Here is a 15,281-nt window from a genome sequence, read left to right as displayed (position 1 = left end):
AGGGTGTGTGAACAGGTAGCGAGGTCGGACGATGGGCGCGAAGAGATCCGGGCCATACTTCTGCGGCATCGACGCGGCGATGGACGTGGTCGGCGGGAAGTGGAAGGCGCTGATCCTCTGGGAGCTGGACACGCACGGCGTCCGCCGGACCGGCGAGCTGCGCCGCGGCCTGCCGGGCGTCTCGGAGAAGATGCTGATCCAGCAGCTGCGGGAGCTGGAGGAGGACGGGATCGTCGCCCGCGAGATCTATCGCGAGGTGCCGCCGCGCGTCGAATACCGGCTCACCGCATCGGGTGTCGCACTCAACCAGGCGCTCGAATCGCTCGGGGCGTGGGGTCGCGAGCGGATCGACCGGATCGGGGCGGATCGCGTCCACCCGGCGACGGCGTAGTTGCTATTCGCGACCGGGTGTCGGCTTATCCGTTGAGGGGTAAGGCATTTCGTTCCCGGTCGAGGTCGGCGGCGGCATGATGTACGGCAGCGTCCGCACGTGCTGATCGGTAGCCGGCATCGGCGGCTCGTCCTCGGGCATCAGGAACAAGGCCATGATCACGAGCAGCAGGGCTGCCAACCCGCCCAGGATCGGTCGGCAGTAAACGCGCACATGCGAATGATCGGCCGCCGTGCTCGATCCGTTACCGAAATCGGCGAATCAGGCCGGGGCCAGTGCCCCGGCGAGGTAGTCGACGATCCGCCGCGCATGCCGGCCATCGACATCCAGGTCGGGGTCGTAGCTCGTCAAAGTCATTCCGACACAGCCGGGTTGGGCAGCGGCGGCGGTGATCGCGGCGAGGTCCGACCAATCCAGCCCGCCGGGTTGCGGATGGTCGACGGCCGGCAACGCATCTGTGGACAACACATCCAGATCGACATGCAACCACCAGGAGTACCCGCGGCGGCGGAATCGGCCGACGGCGATCTCGGTGGGGACGGCGGCCTTGCCGCGCAACTCCTGATCGGTCAGTACCGCGATGGTCGATCCCAACGACGCGACACCGGCCGCCCGCAGCACGGACGCGTCGCGCGGCCCGAGGGCGACGATCCGCGTGGCATCGAGAACAGGCAACCGCTCGGCCAACTGCGCGGGCAGACCGTGGGCACCGCGCAACACCAGCCCGAGTTCGCACTCGGCGGCCCGGCCGGTGGCGCTGTGATCCGGCGGCCACGCGTCCTCGTGCCCGTCCACGAAAACCAGCGCGACATCACCGAGTGCTTCTTGCGCACCGCGCAACGCGCCGAGCAGAACCGGACAGTCCCCGCCCAGCACCAGCGGGAACTCGCCCGCCGCGATACTCGCGACAACCGCCGCGTGCACGGAAACCGTTGCGGCAGTGAGCGACTGCTGGGCCAGCAGCCCACTCACCGGATCCCGCGACGGCACCGGCGACCCGATATCGACGTCCCCGGCCGCACGCACATCGGCACCTCGCCCGCGTAAAACGTCGACCAGCCCGGCCGCACGCAGTCGCGCGGGCGCGTTTCCCACTCCGCCGGCGCTTCCGGCGGAGTCGAACGGTGCACCGATCACGGTCAGCAGTGTCCGGCCTCCTCCTCGTGCGCGGCGCGAACTGCCGAACCGACATCTCCCCCGCTCCGACGATAACCCCGCGCGCTTACCAGATGAGGCCTTTCGCCGACCCGCCATGACCGGACCGGGCGCGTTGCGACGCGCATCACATCTGCCTATTGAATGTGACCCCCGCTTGGTGCTAAACATTGTGGCACGCAACGCAATACACGTTGCACTATATGCAACGGGTGATGGAATGGATCGAAATCTTGATGCTGCACCGTGAATTCGGGCCAGGCGGGGCCGTGCGACGCGCACTCACATTCGGAGCCGCACTGTTCCTGCTCGCCGGCTGCGCGCCGGTCCAGTCCAATCCGGCCGGCTCTGGTGGCGACGAGAAGACCGGCACCGTCCGGGTATGGCTGTTCGACGAGGCGAACCGGGCGCCCAAAGAGGCGGTGGTCAACGAGGCGATCGCGGAGTTCGAGGCGGCCCGGCCGAACGTCGAGGTCGACGTGCAGTGGGTGCCGGTGGCGGCACGCGCGGAGAAGTTCGCCGGCGCGTTCAACGACCCGGCCAGCGCCCCCGACCTCGCCGAGTTCGGCAATACCGATCTCGCCGGTTACGCCGTCACCGGCGCCTTCGCCGACCTCGGCGCCGATCTCGCGGCCTGGCCGGAGGGCAAGGACCTCGACCCGTCGGTGCTGGAGACGGCGAAATCCGGCGGCAAGGTCTACGGGCTGCCCTGGTACACGGGCATCCGCGCGCTGTACTACCGCACCGACATCTTCGCCGAGCTCGGCCTGCGCCCGCCGGCCACGCTCGCCGAGGTGACCGAGACCGCCCGGCGCATTCGCGCGAAAAAGCCCGAACTGTACGGGATTTCGGTCGGCGGCAAGTACACCTACGCGATGCTGCCGTACCTGTGGGCGCACGGTGGCGAGCTCGCCGAGAACGACGGCACCATGTGGAACGCGACGATCAATTCGGACCGGGCCAGGGCGGGGATCACCCGCTACACGGAGCTGATCCACGACGACATCTGCCCACCCGCGCAATGCGCCGACTTCACCGGAACGCAGAGCGTGCAGGCGTTCGCCGGCGGCAAGGCGGCGATGACGATCGGCGGCGACTTCAGCCGCAAGGCGATGGATCAGGGCGCGGCCAAGGACAAGTACGCGGTGATCCCGCTGCCCGGCACCACACCCGGCTCGGTCGCGCCGGCCTTCGCGGGCGGTAACCTGCTCGGCGTCTTCCGCGCCGGCATGCGACGCGGCCTGGCCGTCGAGTTCGTCGAATTGCTCGGCGGCGCGAAGTATCAGGAGAAGATGTACGCGGCGATGGGCAATCTGCCCACGCTGTCCGGGGTGCAGCACAAGCTCGCCACGAACGATCCGTTCCTGGCGCCGTTCGTCGAATCGCTGAGGGCCGGAACCAAGTTCGTGCCGAGCACCCCCGCCTGGTCGAAGATCGACAGCCAGAACCTGCTGCCGACGGCGGTGCAGCAGATCGCCACCGGCGCCAAGGAACCGTCGGCAGCGTTGAACGCGGCGGCCGCCGCGATGAACAAGGCATTCAGGTAGGCGCACATGGCAATTCAGCAACTGACCGTCCCCACCCCGGCCCCGCGCACGCCGCCGAAACCGCGTCGCCTGCGCCGGGACACCGTCACCGCATGGCTCTACCTCGCCCCCGCGGGGATCCTGCTGGCCGCCGTGCTGATCTATCCGATCTATCAGATCGTGGTGATCTCGTTCTTCGACTACGGCCAGGCGCAGGCCACCGGCGCGGCGCCGCTGGAGTTCATCGGCCTGGGCAACTACCGGGAACTGCTGTCGGACAGCCAGTTCTGGGTCGTGCTGGCCAACACCTTCGTGTTCGGCGGGGTCTGCGTGATCGGCGGGCTCGTGGTCGGCACCGCCCTGGCGGTGCTCGCGACACGGGTCCGCGCGGTGCCGCGGATGCTGCTGTTCCTCGCCGCGCTCGGCGCGTGGGCGACACCGGCCATGGCCGGCTCCTATGTCTGGCTGTTCCTGTTCGACGCCGACTTCGGCATTGTCAACGAGGCGCTGTCCGGTCTCGGGCTGCGTTCGATGGACGGGCACTCGTGGACCTTCGGCACCCTGAGCGCGTTCGGATTGGTTGCCGCCGAGGTGATCTGGTGTTCGTTCCCGTTCGTGATGGTGACCATGTACGCGGGCATCAAGGCGATCCCGGAGGAGGTGCTGGAGGCCGCGGCGCTGGACGGCGCGTCGACCTGGCGTTCGGCTCGCTCGGTGATCCTGCCGATGCTGCGTCCACTGCTGCTCATCGCGACCATCCAGTCGATCATCTGGGACTTCAAGGTATTCACCCAGATCTACGTCATGACCAATGGCGGCGGCGTCGCCGGGCGCAACCTGGTGCTCAACGTCTACGCCTACCAAAAGGCCTTCGCCGGGCAGGAATACGGGCTCGGCTCCGCGATCGGAGTCCTGATGACGCTGTTGCTGTTGTCCATCACCGGCCTCTACGTCCGGTCCCAGCGCAGGAGCACGCCATGGCAGTGAAACCCTTGCTGCGCGCGCCGCGCAAGCCCGGCCGCCTGATCGCCGAGGTGGTCACCGTGGTGATCGCCGGGTTCGTCGCGTTCCCGCTGTACTGGATGGTGCTCTCGGCGATCAAACCGCCGGGTGAGATCCAGTCGGCCGATCCGCGACCGTGGACGCTGGCGCCCAGCCTGGACAGCTTCACCCGGGTGCTGTCGATGAACGGGTTCGGGCGGTTCTTCCTCAACAGCTTGCTCATCGCCGTTGTGGTGGTGCTGTTTTCGCTGCTGCTGTCGTTCCTGTCCGCGGTGGCGCTGACCCGCTTCCGGTTCCGCGGCCGCACCGTGCTGCTGGTGATGATCCTGGTGGCGCAGATGGTTCCGGTGGAGGCGCTGACCATTCCGCTGTTCTTCCTGATGCGCTCGATCGGCGGCACCGTTCCGGCGTTGGGGCTCAACGAGCTCGGCTCGATCGTGCTGGTGGATCTGGTGTTCAGCCTGCCGCTGGCGATCTGGCTGCTGCGCGGATTCGTCGCGGCGGTGCCGTTCGAGCTGGAGGAGGCGGCGAAACTCGATGGCGCGAGCCGGCTTCGGTTCGCCTGGCAGATCCTGCTCCCGCTGGTGGCGCCCGGGCTGGTGTCGGTCAGCGTGCTGTCGTTCATCCACGCGTGGAACGACTTCCTGTTCGCCAAGACGTTCATCATCTCCAAGACCGAGAACCAGACACTGCCGCAGGCGATCCTGGTGTTCTTCAAGCCCGAGGACACCGATTGGGGCGCGGTGATGGCGGCGTCGACCCTGATGACCATTCCGGCGCTGGTGCTGTTCGTGCTCGTGCAACGCAAGCTCGTCTCCGGCCTCGGCGGGGCGGTGAAAGGCTGACATGCCAGGCTTCGATACCCTGCTCCCCCGGCCGGTTTCGGTCACCCCGGCGCCCGGTGTGTGCGCCTGGCCCACCGAACTCGACGTGCGCTTCGATTCGGCTCTGCCGCCCGAGGGCTACCGGCTGGAGATCACGCCCACCGGAATCACGCTCACCGCAGCGGATCCCGCCGGACAGACGCACGCGCAGCAGACCCTGCGGCAGCTCGCCGGGCCGAACGCGTTCCGTGCGGCGACCATCGACGCCGGCCCGGTGGTCGTGCCGTGCGGGGTCGTCGAGGACCATCCCCGATATCGCTGGCGCGGTTGCCTGCTCGACGTCGCCAGGAACTTCCGCACCAAGGCGGAGGTGCTGCGGTTCCTCGATCTGCTGTCGGCGCACAAGCTCAACGTGCTGCACCTGCACCTCACCGACGACCAGGGGTGGCGCCTGGAGGTCCCCGGCTTCCCGAAGCTGACCGAAATCGCCTCGTGGCGAACCGGATCGATGGTCGGCCGGCACGACGGCCCCGAACGCGACGGCCGCCCGCACGGCGGCTTCTACACCACCGACGACCTGCGCGAGATCGTCGCGTACGCGGCCGACCGGTCGATCACCGTGGTGCCGGAGATCGACGTTCCCGGCCATGCCCGCGCCGTCATCACCGCCTATCCCGAACTCGGTCCCGAAACCGGAACGCCCTGGGCGGTATGGACTTCCTGGGGTATCAGTACCGCACTGCTGAACCCCGCCCCCGCCACGCTCGACTTCTTCCGCCGAGTCTTCGACCATGTGCTGACCGTCTTCCCCTCGGAGGTCATCGGCCTCGGCGGCGACGAAGTCCCCGGCGCGACACCGGAACACGGCCGCCTCGTCGCCGACCTCGCCACCTACCTGGCCGCCCAGGGTCGCCGGGCCTTCGGCTGGGACGAGGTGCTCGACGCGGGCCCGCTGCCGCCCATGGTGATCGGCGCGTGGCGCGACGCGACCGCCGCCACCCGCGCGGCGACCGCGGGTCACGACGTCGTGCTGTGCCCGGAAGACCACTTCTACCTGGACCACCGCCAGTCCGATCACCCCGACGAACCGATCCCGGTCGGCTATCTGCGCACCCTGGAAGACGTCTACCGCTACCCACCCCCGCTCGACGACCCGCGGGTCATCGGCCTGCAAGCTCAGCTGTGGAGCGAACACCTGGACACGGTGCGCCGCGTCGACTACGCCGCCTTCCCCCGCCTGTGTGCCATCGCCGAACTCGCCTGGAGCCCACCCGATCGCGACTACCCCGAGTTCCGCTCCCGTCTGCAAAACCATCACCTCCCCCGCCTCGACGCCCTGGGCGTCGAATACCGTCCGCTCGGCGGGCCGCACCCTTGGCAAACCCGCCCCGACGTCCCACCGACCGCCCACCGCCCCAACCACCTACCGGTGCCGTCGACCTGATCGGCGCCCCTCGAATGGACGGCGAAGACCGCTATCCGAAGACACCTCCGCGGATAGCGGCCGAATTCGCGCCGGAACATCGGCGATCGCCCACCCGATCACCGTGCCGATTCAAGAATTACGCCGTTCGGCGTATTTCGTCAGGGGCACTTCTTCCAGGCGAAGTGGTAGGTGGTTTTGATGCTGCCGTCCGTGGAATCCATGGTGATGAAGCTGGTGGTCTTTTTCGGGTCCGAGGTGCCGGCGTCGACGCGCAATTGTGTATTGATATTGAAATTGCGGAACTCGCCGCACGGCTGGTAAACGATCGCACCGACCTCGGTGGAGTCGGTGTACTGCCAGTCGTCACCGAACGGGCCCTTGAGGTTGTGATCGACGTAGTCGGTCGGCGAATTGCCCTGGAAGTAGTAGCGGGCCCTTTCCAGGGCGGTCGCACCCTTCGCCAGGGAGGCGAAACCACGGTAGTCGGCCTGCGCGATGCCGTAGGTGAAGCCCTGCGGGACATGCACTTTCAGGTTGAGCTGGCAGTTCATCCGGAATTCGGTCGGGCCGGCCCCGACACCGACCTTGGCGGTGTACTGGCTGTAGGTGACCGTGAAGGCCTCGTTGTCCGGCGAGACCGCGACGGCCGCGGTTCCCGCCGGGCAGCCGGTGCCATTGACGGTCGCGACGTCGATGACAATCTTGTCCGGCGGAGTGGGCATGTCGCGATCGGTGGTCGGCATTCCAGACGCCGGCGAGCCGGACAGCGGAATAGCAAGCGCGAATAGTGCAGCGCCGAGCGTGACTGATTTCTTGTACATGAGATGCCTCACAAAGGGCGGGGATCGGATGGATCTCACTGTAAGACGTCTATACCCGCGTGCAACTCCCCAATAGAAGTGGGGAAAATCCGGAAACTCTTACCGCCACTACATAATTGGCGGTCGGTTCTCCGGATGCGCCGATAACCGTTGAATGTTGGAGTTCTACCTGTTCTCCGCCCGTTTACGGACGCAGGAGATGAAATGTCTCCATCCGCTGCCGGTGATACTCCAGGTCGCCCTCGTCGTGCTGGACGCCGCGACCGACCGCGATGTCGAAATACACTGCCTCCCTGCGCAATCGGTGCCGCATCAACTGCGCTAGCGCGAGATCGTCCAGCCGCCCCGCGGTACCGCCCGCCGCGTGATAGTCATCGACGAATTGCCGCGCGCCGGTCAGATCGCTGCCCAGCACGTCGGCGAATTCCAGTGCGGCGGAAGCCAATTCGACCTCCGGCGGGCCGATCAGCGCCTCGTCCCAGTCGAGCACCGCGATGACGTGTCCGTCGCGGGCGAGCAGATTGCCCTCGTAATAGTCGCCGTGCAGCGGTTGCGCGCGGGCGGACGTGCTGAACTCGCCCAGCCAACGATCCAGATCGGGGTCCGGCAATTCCGCCGACGGCGACCCATCGAGCCCGATCTCCAGAAACGACCGCCGGGGGCGGGCCGTCGGCCGGAAGCCGGCCAACCCACGATGCACTCGCGCCAGCAGCCCGGCCGCCTCGGCAACCTGCACCGGGTCCTCGCTGCTCACCCACTGCCCCTCGATCAGCGGCCACACGGTGATCGGCCGCCCCGCCACCACCTCGACCGTCGACCCGTCCGAACGGGCCAGCGGCGCCACGGCCTCCGGCACCGTCCGCGCGGCCGCGACGGCAATCCCGTTGCACCACTGCACTTCCGCCGGGTCCCGGCCCACCGCCCCGATCCGCACGACCACCTCGCCGACCCGGTAGGCGGCGGACTCCTCACCGCCGTACAGGCGCACTCCGTCGCCTTTGACTCCCCATTCGGCCGCGACCGCAGCCTGAATCTCCTCGGTGAGCGGCACGTCGACATAGATCACCTGTCCACTTCTACCAGCGACCCGCGGTGCGCCTGCCCACCTGTAGCCATCAGGCGTAATACGCGCGTATTATGCGAGGTGTGGGTTTCGAGTGGCCTGATTGGGCGTTGGACATGCTCATCGGGATCTCTCCGAACGAGGTGATGCAGGTGCTGACCAAGCAGCGACGGTGGCCGCGGCGCGGACGTGGCACGGCAGGCATGGAGATGCTGACGATCTGGGGCCGCACGGCCGCAGGTCGCCCGCTGATCGTCGGCCTGCGCCAGGCCGAGGCATGGCAATGGCAGATCGTCGCCGCCCGACCGATGAGCCCGGAGCAGCTGACCGAGTTCGAAAAGTGGGAACAGGAGAATCAGTGATGGGCGACAACACATTCCCCACCACCCCGCAGGGCGTGGACGAGTTGATGGACAGCCTCGTCTTCGACGACGCACCGGTACGCGAGGCCGACGTACCGCCCCCGATGGCGCCCGGCGAAGACATCATGGTGGTCAGATCCCTGCGCATCCCCCTGGACATGGACCAATCCATCAAGGCCGAGGCGCAGGCCCGCGGCGTCACCATGAGCGAACTCATCCGCGACTGGCTCGCCGTAGAACTGGCCGCCCTCGCCGACGATCAACCCATCTCCCGCGCCGACGCCCTGCGTGCGCTCGCCGGGGTCCGGCCGATTCACCATCGGGCCAGCTGAGCTCTCGGACCCGGTCCGCCCGCGAGCCGGTGCCGCGGACACGCGAAGAGGGGCGGTACCGATCGCTCCAAGCATTCACAGTCGCTGTACGCGCAGCACGCAGGTCAGCATCGGAAGCCGGAACTCGCCGCGAGCCGTCTCCGGTCGACCATCGAGAAACGCGCGGATTCGACCCAGCGCGGCCTCTCGTTCCTGGTCCGGCATGACCAGCATGCCCGCCCGGGTAGCCAGCGTCGCAACCAGTGAGTCGGCGGTGCGAACCTGACTGTGGGCGAACTCGGCGTGCTCCGGCGAACCGAACCGCGCGACCGCACCGGATTTCGGGAGATGCATCTCGGCCGTCTCCGCGCGCCAGCCGGCCGGCGTATCCCGTGGGCCGATCGCCGCACTCCCGCTGATCCGCGCGAGCCCGGCAACCCAGTCGACCGCGTCGTCCATGACGTTCCACAGACCCGCGAGGACCCCGCCGGGTGCGAGAACTCTGGCTATCTCGGGTCCGGCGACATCCATGTCGAACCAGTGCATGGCGTTGCCCGCCAGTACGGCATCGACGGACGCGTCCGGCAGCGGAATCGCCTCCGCGCTCCCGGCCAGCGCGCGAACGCCAGGCAGCGCCTGCCGCAATTCGGCCAGCATCGCCGAATCCGGCTCGACCGCAACAACTTCGGCACCCGACTCGAGCAGGGTGGCGGTCAGCTTCCCCGTTCCCGCCCCGAGGTCGAGCACCCCCGCCCCGGGAGCACCCGCCCGCCCCCACCGCACCGCGGCCCGCGCATAGTCCGGGCGATGCTCGGCATACGCCGCCGCCGCGGTGCCGAACGAAGAGGCAAGACCTAGCCGATCACCCTGGCGCACCCACCCACCCTACGTACCCCACCGCCCCCTCGGCGGCGAACCCGAGCAAGATCCGCACTCTTACTCGGGTTCCGCACTCGCTCCAGGGGCCCTATTCCGAGTGCGGATCCCGAGAGGGAGTGCGGATCCCGAGAAAGGGTGCGGGGGGTGCGCAACGATGGGCGTTCGACAGTGCTGAACCGGTGGAACGTTAGGTGAACTGTGGGTGAGTAGACGCCTGAACGGCGGTGGGAATTCGCACGCCGACCGGCCGTGGGCTGTTTCGCACCACCCCGGTGGACCGCGGCGTGAAAGTGGTCACGGCTAATTCCCAGCGAATTACCTCTACTCTTCCCTCAACTGGTCGTACGACCAGTTTCTGTTCCATCCAAGCAGTCACCTTCCATACACCTGTGCCACAGCACCCCTCTTGCTAGGAACCAGCAAATGAGAAGCATCCTCCGTTCGTCGCGCATGGTCGCGGCGATGATGGCAGCCGCGATTGTCGGATTAGGGCTCAATGCCGCGGTGGCCGTTGGGGATCCGGGCTCGGAGACACACTCCGCCGATACCGTCGGATACGGCCCGGTACTGACCGACGAGGCCGCGGCCTTCGCCTACGGCCTGGTCAACCCGGACGTGGCGCCGCAGGGGTCGAACAACTGGGCCTGCAAGCCCGACGACGCCCACCCGCGCCCGGTCGTGCTGGTGCACGGAACCTGGGCCAGCGCTTTCGGCGCCTACTCCTACCTGTCCCCGCAACTCGCCAAGGCGGGCTACTGCGTCTTCACCTTCAACTACGGGCGCGCGAACGTCGCCGGCGCGGGGCTCAACCAGCCGACGATCGGCGCCACCGGCTACATCGAGGACTCCGCGAAGCAGCTCGCGACCTTCGTCGATCGCGTCCGCGCGGCCACCGGCGCCGGTCAGGTCGACATGATCGGTCACTCGCAGGGCGGCGTGGTGGCACGCCAGTACCTGAAATTCGAGGGCGGCGCGAACGCCGACGACCCCGCGGCGAACAAGGTGAAGAAACTCATCACCTTCGGCGCCACCAACCACGGCACCACCCTCAGTGGCCTCGGCAGCCTGCTCGGCGTCGTCAAAAACACCATGGGACTTGATCTTTCGACGCCGACCGAGGCGCTCATCGGCCACGCGGGCATCCAGCAACTCATCGGCTCGCCGGTGCTCACCAAGCTCAACGATGGCGGCGACACGATGCCCGGCGTCGACTACACCATCGTCGCCGACCGCTACGACGAGGTCTCCAGCCCGTTCACCCGCACGTACCTCACCGCAGGCCCGGGCGCGACGGTCGACAATGTTCTCCTGCAAGACGGGTGCGTCCAGGACATCTCCGACCACAACTCGATGCTCTACTCCCCGCACGCGGTCTCCCTCGCGCTGCGCGCGCTCGACCCGGCCGCCGACCCCGCCCCGGTCTGCACGATGAACCCGTGGCTGCTCTGATCGGAGCCGGCCGCTCATCTCGTTGATCGGCGGAATCGGGGCGTCCCAGCGCATCGGACGCCCCGATTCACCGATCGAGCGGGACGTCGCGCCGGTAATGCGATCGGCGAGCTCGCGAGCCGCCCTCGGCCACCACGAGGAACGCTCTGATCAGCGGCGTGTCGGCAACTCCAGACCCGGGACACCCTGCCAGGATGGGCACGCACCGGGGCAACGTTGTCGCACGCTCGTCGAGGAGAGGTATGTCGCGTCGCCGTCTTGTCGGCATTGTTGTTCCTTTGTTGCTTCCCTTGATTCCCGTTGCGGCGCAAGCTGAAACGGTGGCTGATTCCAGTACGTACGTGAATCCCTTCGTCGGCACACAGGACGGCGGCCCCGATTTCGGACACGGCGGCGGTGCGGGCATGACCTTCCCCGGCGCGGTCACGCCGTTCGGGATGATGCAGTGGAGCCCGGATACGGTGCGCACCGCGGGCGGCGGGTACAAATACGAGGACAACCGGCTCTACGGGTTCTCGATGACGCACATCTCCGGCCCCGGCTGCACTGGCGCACAAGACTTTCCGGTGCTGCCGGTGTCCGGGATCATCGGCCGCTCGCCGGCCGTCGACGGCGCGGGCTACCTGCAGACCTTCGAGCACGCGAACGAGCAGGCCGACCCCGGCTACTACAGCGTCACCACCGACAGCGGCGTGCGGACCGAGTTGACCGCGTCGACCAGGGCCGGCGTCGCCCGCTTCACCTTCCCGAAGAACAAGCCGGGCACGCTGCTGCTCGACGTCACCGGCTCGGTGAACGGCGTCGACGACTCCGAGATCACCATCGACGGCAACACCGTCTCCGGCTGGGCGCTGACCGGCGGGTTCTGCGGCGCGCGCACCCGTTACCGGGTCTACTTCCACGCCACCTTCGACCGCAAGATCACCGCGTCGGGCGCGTGGAAGGACAACGTCATCAGGCCGGGCGCGACCACCACCGGTGGCGCGGCCCCCACCCGCCGCACCAATTCCGGCGACATCGCGAGCAACGGCCTCGGCACCGGGCTCTTCCTGCAATTCGATTCCGCTCAGCCGGTGCAGATGCGCACCGGACTGTCCTACGTCAGCGTCGACGGCGCCCGCCGCAACCTCGCCGCCGAGATCGGCGCGCAGGATTTCGACGCCGTCCGCGGGAACGCGCTGGACGCGTGGCAGCGCAGGCTCGATCAGGTCCAGGTGACCGGCGGGGACCAGAAGCGGCTGCAAACCTTCTATTCCGCGCTCTACCACGTCTTCCTCCAGCCTTACATCTTCGACGACGTGGACGGCAACTACACCGGATTCGACGGCCAGACCCATCAGGTGCGTCCCGGGCACCACTATTACGCCACCTTCTCCGGCTGGGACATCTACCGCAGCGAGGCCCAGCTGCTCGCGTGGCTGGCGCCCGACGTGGCCTCCGACATCGCCCAGTCGATGTACGACAACGCGCACGTCCTCGGCGACGTGTGGGACCGCTGGTCGCATCAGAACACCATCACCGGCGTGATGAACGGCGACCCGTACCACTCGATCGTGGCCAGCGCGTACGCGTTCGGCGCCCGCGATTTCGATGCCGACGGCGCGCTCGCCTCGATGGTGGCCGGCGCCGAACGGGTCGGCGAGAAGGCCGGTTACACCGAACGCCCGAGCAATGACGAGTACCAGCGGCTCGGCTGGGTGCCCGGGCAGGTATCCGACACGCTCGAGTACAACATGGCCGACTTCGGCATCTCGCAGTTGGCCCAGCGGCTCGGCAACGCCGAGGTCAACGCGAAGTTCCTGCGCAGCGCGCACGGCTGGCAGCACCTGTTCAACCCGCGTACCGGCTGGCTGCAACCGCGTTCGGCCCAGGGCCGGTTCGGCCTGCTGTACAACCCGGCCGACACCGAGGGATACGTGGAAGGCAATGGCGCACAATATCATTGGATGACCTTCCACGACGTTCGCGCGCTCTTCGACCTGATGGGCGGCAACGCCGAGGCGATCAAGCGGCTGGACACCTTCTTCACGAAACTGAACGCGGGCCCGCACGAGCCCTACGCCTATCTCGGCAACGAGCCAACCCTGCAGACGCCGTGGCTGTATGCCTGGGCGGGGCAGCCCAAGCGCACCCAGGACGTGGTCAGCCAGGCACTCGGCACATTGTTCGCGCCGACGCCGAACGGACTGGTCGGCAACGACGATCTGGGCACCATGTCGGCCTGGTACGTCTGGGCCTCGCTCGGTCTCTATCCGGTGATCCCCGGCCGCGCCGAGCTTTTCGTGCACGGCCCGGCGTTCCCCCGAGCTGAGATCCGGCGCTCGTCGGGCGAGCAGTTCACCATCACCACCACCGCGGACACCGACCCGGCCCCCTATGTGCGCGCGTTGCGGGTGAACGGCGAGAACACCACGAAGGCATGGCTGCCGGAATCGTTCGCGCTGGCCGGCGGCCGGCTCGATTTCACCATGGGCGCGGATCCCGGCCCGGATTTCGGCACCGCGAAGGCCGACGCGCCACCCTCCTTCCCGGTCCCCCGCTAGCCGGCCATTGGTTCGATCATCGGATGTTGGGAGGGGTGCCAATCCGGTGGAATCGTCTCTGGGGAGGACAAACCGGCCCGTAGCGAGGCCGCCGAGCCCACTATGGATGAGGGCGCGGAGGATGAGGTTGCGGTGGTGGATCATGTGCGGGCGATCGTCGGTGTGGTCGAGTCGGTCGACTCGTTTCCGACCGTGGACGAATTGAGCTCCTACGTCGACGAATTGGTCGACACGGTGCCGGATCGGGTGACGGTCACCGAGATCGGCAGATCGCGCGGGGGTGATCCGATCCGGGCGGTCCGGGTCGGATCGGGCGCCAGACAGGTGGTCGTCATCGGGAACCCGCACCCGAACGAACCGATCGGGATGGCCACGATCCGCCACCTGCTCGGCAGGCTGACCGCGGACGATGCGCAAACTCTCAGCGCCACTTGGCATTTCGTGCTGTGTCTCGATCCCGACGGAACCCGGCTCAACGAGGGCTGGTTCGCCGGGGCGCGCACCAGAACCGGTGTCGCGCGCGGCTTCTACCGTCCGCCCGCCGCCGAGCAGCCGGAGTGGTGCTTTCCGACCAGCTGGCGCGGCAACCCGATCGGCACGCCGCTGCCGGAAACCCGCGCGCTGATGCGCCTGATCGATCGGACCCGGCCCGCCCTGATCGTCTCCCTGCACAACGCCGATTTCGGCGGCGGATTCTTCTACACCACCGGCGGCGACCACGACTATTGGACCGAACTCACCGATCAGCTCACCGCGACCGGCGTGCCGATCTACGCGGGCGCGGCCGACGTGCCCGGCGCCAGAACCTGGGCCCCGGGCGTTTTCGAGCTCCCGTCGTTCCAGCGGATCGCCGAAACCCTTGCGGCCGAGGGCGTCGAGCCGTTGGCGATGATGTACGGCGCCGGTGTCCGCGACTACGCGGCCGCCCACGCGACCGCGCTGCTGGTCTGCGAATTACCCCTGTGGGTCGACTCCAGGGTCACCGACGACGCCCCGAGCGGGCTCTCGATGGCGAGCGCGTTGTGTTCCACCGCAACCGCTTACGAGGAAATCGCGGACCTGGTGCAGCGCGTGCTCGACCGGCTGGCCGACCGGCTGACCGGCCGCAGCCCCTTCGAACGAGCACTCACCGACAGCGTGCGCGCCCTGCGCGGCAACGCCACCGCCAAGCGCTCCGCCACCGACACCCGCCCCGCCACCCTCGGCGACATCTTCATCGAGGACTACGTCTGGGTCGGCGTGGCCCGGCTCCGCGCCGGCGGCATGCTGCTGCGTCTGTTGGACGAGCAATCCCGCGACCACCCGTCCGCCGAGGTCGCCGCCGAACGCACCCACTTCGCCGCCATCTTCGAGAAGTGGTGCACCGACATCGAAACCAACGCCCCCGGCCGGCCCATCCCGGTCCCCCACCTGGTCGCCATCCAATCCGCGGCCATAGTCACCGCGGTGATCCGTCTGCGGGACAACCTCCCGCTGTGACGGATTCCCGCACCGTATCGGATTCGGTGACGGAATCCGGTAGCGACGGC

Annotated in this window: 15 protein-coding genes; 10 read left to right on the top strand and 5 right to left on the bottom strand. The window is 67.9% G+C overall.

The window, feature by feature from the left end:
- Window positions 1–31: 31 nt before the first annotated feature.
- On the top strand, window positions 32–391 hold the full coding sequence (locus tag ACFQ9K_RS15560; protein ID WP_378723050.1) for a winged helix-turn-helix transcriptional regulator: 360 nt from the start codon (window positions 32–34) through the stop codon (window positions 389–391).
- Between the two features lie 3 nt (window positions 392–394).
- Here the strand turns inward: ACFQ9K_RS15560 and ACFQ9K_RS15555 are convergent, their stop codons facing one another.
- Window positions 395–571 (bottom strand): hypothetical protein, encoded by a 177-nt coding sequence (locus ACFQ9K_RS15555; RefSeq protein ID WP_378723051.1) that lies wholly within the window; start codon window positions 569–571, stop codon window positions 395–397.
- An 81-nt stretch (window positions 572–652) separates the two neighbouring features.
- Window positions 653–1,528: an arginase family protein gene (locus ACFQ9K_RS15550; protein WP_378723052.1), complete on the bottom strand. Its 876-nt coding sequence runs from the start codon at window positions 1,526–1,528 to the stop codon at window positions 653–655.
- Window positions 1,529–1,815: 287 nt separating this feature from the next.
- Between ACFQ9K_RS15550 and ACFQ9K_RS15545 the strand changes: the two genes are divergently transcribed.
- From ACFQ9K_RS15545 to ACFQ9K_RS15530, 4 genes are read left to right on the top strand one after another with little or no spacing between them, the layout of a single operon-like run.
- Window positions 1,816–3,093: an extracellular solute-binding protein gene (locus tag ACFQ9K_RS15545; protein ID WP_378723053.1), complete on the top strand. Its 1,278-nt coding sequence runs from the start codon at window positions 1,816–1,818 to the stop codon at window positions 3,091–3,093.
- A gap of 6 nt (window positions 3,094–3,099) precedes the next feature.
- On the top strand, window positions 3,100–4,059 hold the full coding sequence (locus tag ACFQ9K_RS15540) for a carbohydrate ABC transporter permease (RefSeq protein WP_378723054.1): 960 nt from the start codon (window positions 3,100–3,102) through the stop codon (window positions 4,057–4,059).
- Complete coding sequence (locus ACFQ9K_RS15535; RefSeq protein ID WP_378723056.1) at window positions 4,050–4,919, top strand: carbohydrate ABC transporter permease; 870 nt, start codon at window positions 4,050–4,052, stop codon at window positions 4,917–4,919. Before ACFQ9K_RS15540 ends, ACFQ9K_RS15535 begins: the two co-directional genes overlap by 10 nt.
- Before the next feature lies 1 nt (window position 4,920).
- Entirely contained in the window at window positions 4,921–6,342 is a 1,422-nt protein-coding gene (locus ACFQ9K_RS15530) for a beta-N-acetylhexosaminidase (RefSeq protein WP_378723058.1), read from the top strand.
- A 140-nt stretch (window positions 6,343–6,482) separates the two neighbouring features.
- On the opposite strand, the gene ACFQ9K_RS15525 is transcribed toward ACFQ9K_RS15530, so the two are convergent.
- Window positions 6,483–7,184: a DUF4360 domain-containing protein gene (locus ACFQ9K_RS15525; RefSeq protein WP_378723059.1), complete on the bottom strand. Its 702-nt coding sequence runs from the start codon at window positions 7,182–7,184 to the stop codon at window positions 6,483–6,485.
- A 145-nt stretch (window positions 7,185–7,329) separates the two neighbouring features.
- Window positions 7,330–8,211 carry a phosphotransferase enzyme family protein gene (locus ACFQ9K_RS15520; protein ID WP_378723060.1) on the bottom strand — a complete coding sequence of 294 codons (882 nt, stop codon included), beginning with the start codon at window positions 8,209–8,211 and terminating at the stop codon, window positions 7,330–7,332.
- An 80-nt stretch (window positions 8,212–8,291) separates the two neighbouring features.
- Here ACFQ9K_RS15520 and ACFQ9K_RS15515 point away from each other — a divergent pair, with 80 nt between their 5' ends.
- Window positions 8,292–8,570, top strand: a complete 279-nt coding sequence (locus ACFQ9K_RS15515; protein WP_150404752.1) for a hypothetical protein — start codon at window positions 8,292–8,294, stop codon at window positions 8,568–8,570.
- On the top strand, window positions 8,570–8,902 hold the full coding sequence (locus tag ACFQ9K_RS15510; RefSeq protein WP_378723061.1) for a ribbon-helix-helix protein, CopG family: 333 nt from the start codon (window positions 8,570–8,572) through the stop codon (window positions 8,900–8,902). The genes ACFQ9K_RS15515 and ACFQ9K_RS15510 overlap by 1 nt, the downstream gene beginning before the upstream one ends.
- 75 nt (window positions 8,903–8,977) lie before the next feature.
- Here the strand turns inward: ACFQ9K_RS15510 and ACFQ9K_RS15505 are convergent, their stop codons facing one another.
- On the bottom strand, window positions 8,978–9,757 hold the full coding sequence (locus ACFQ9K_RS15505) for a class I SAM-dependent methyltransferase (protein WP_378723062.1): 780 nt from the start codon (window positions 9,755–9,757) through the stop codon (window positions 8,978–8,980).
- Between the two features lie 426 nt (window positions 9,758–10,183).
- On the opposite strand from ACFQ9K_RS15505, the gene ACFQ9K_RS15500 reads away from it, so the two are divergent.
- The 3 genes from ACFQ9K_RS15500 to ACFQ9K_RS15490 all read left to right on the top strand — a co-directional run bounded on the left by ACFQ9K_RS15500 (window position 10,184) and on the right by ACFQ9K_RS15490 (window position 15,231).
- On the top strand, window positions 10,184–11,209 hold the full coding sequence (locus ACFQ9K_RS15500) for an esterase/lipase family protein (protein WP_378723063.1): 1,026 nt from the start codon (window positions 10,184–10,186) through the stop codon (window positions 11,207–11,209).
- Between the two features lie 194 nt (window positions 11,210–11,403).
- Window positions 11,404–13,752, top strand: a complete 2,349-nt coding sequence (locus tag ACFQ9K_RS15495; RefSeq protein WP_378983242.1) for a GH92 family glycosyl hydrolase — start codon at window positions 11,404–11,406, stop codon at window positions 13,750–13,752.
- 135 nt (window positions 13,753–13,887) lie between these two features.
- Window positions 13,888–15,231, top strand: a complete 1,344-nt coding sequence (locus ACFQ9K_RS15490; protein ID WP_378983239.1) for a M14 family zinc carboxypeptidase — start codon at window positions 13,888–13,890, stop codon at window positions 15,229–15,231.
- Window positions 15,232–15,281: the final 50 nt, after the last annotated feature.

This window comes from Nocardia sp. NPDC056564, from assembly GCF_042793755.1.
GTDB lineage: Bacteria > Actinomycetota > Actinomycetes > Mycobacteriales > Mycobacteriaceae > Nocardia.
Note: the sequence above shows the minus strand (reverse complement) of the source record. Positions and strands in the feature narration are given on the sequence as shown.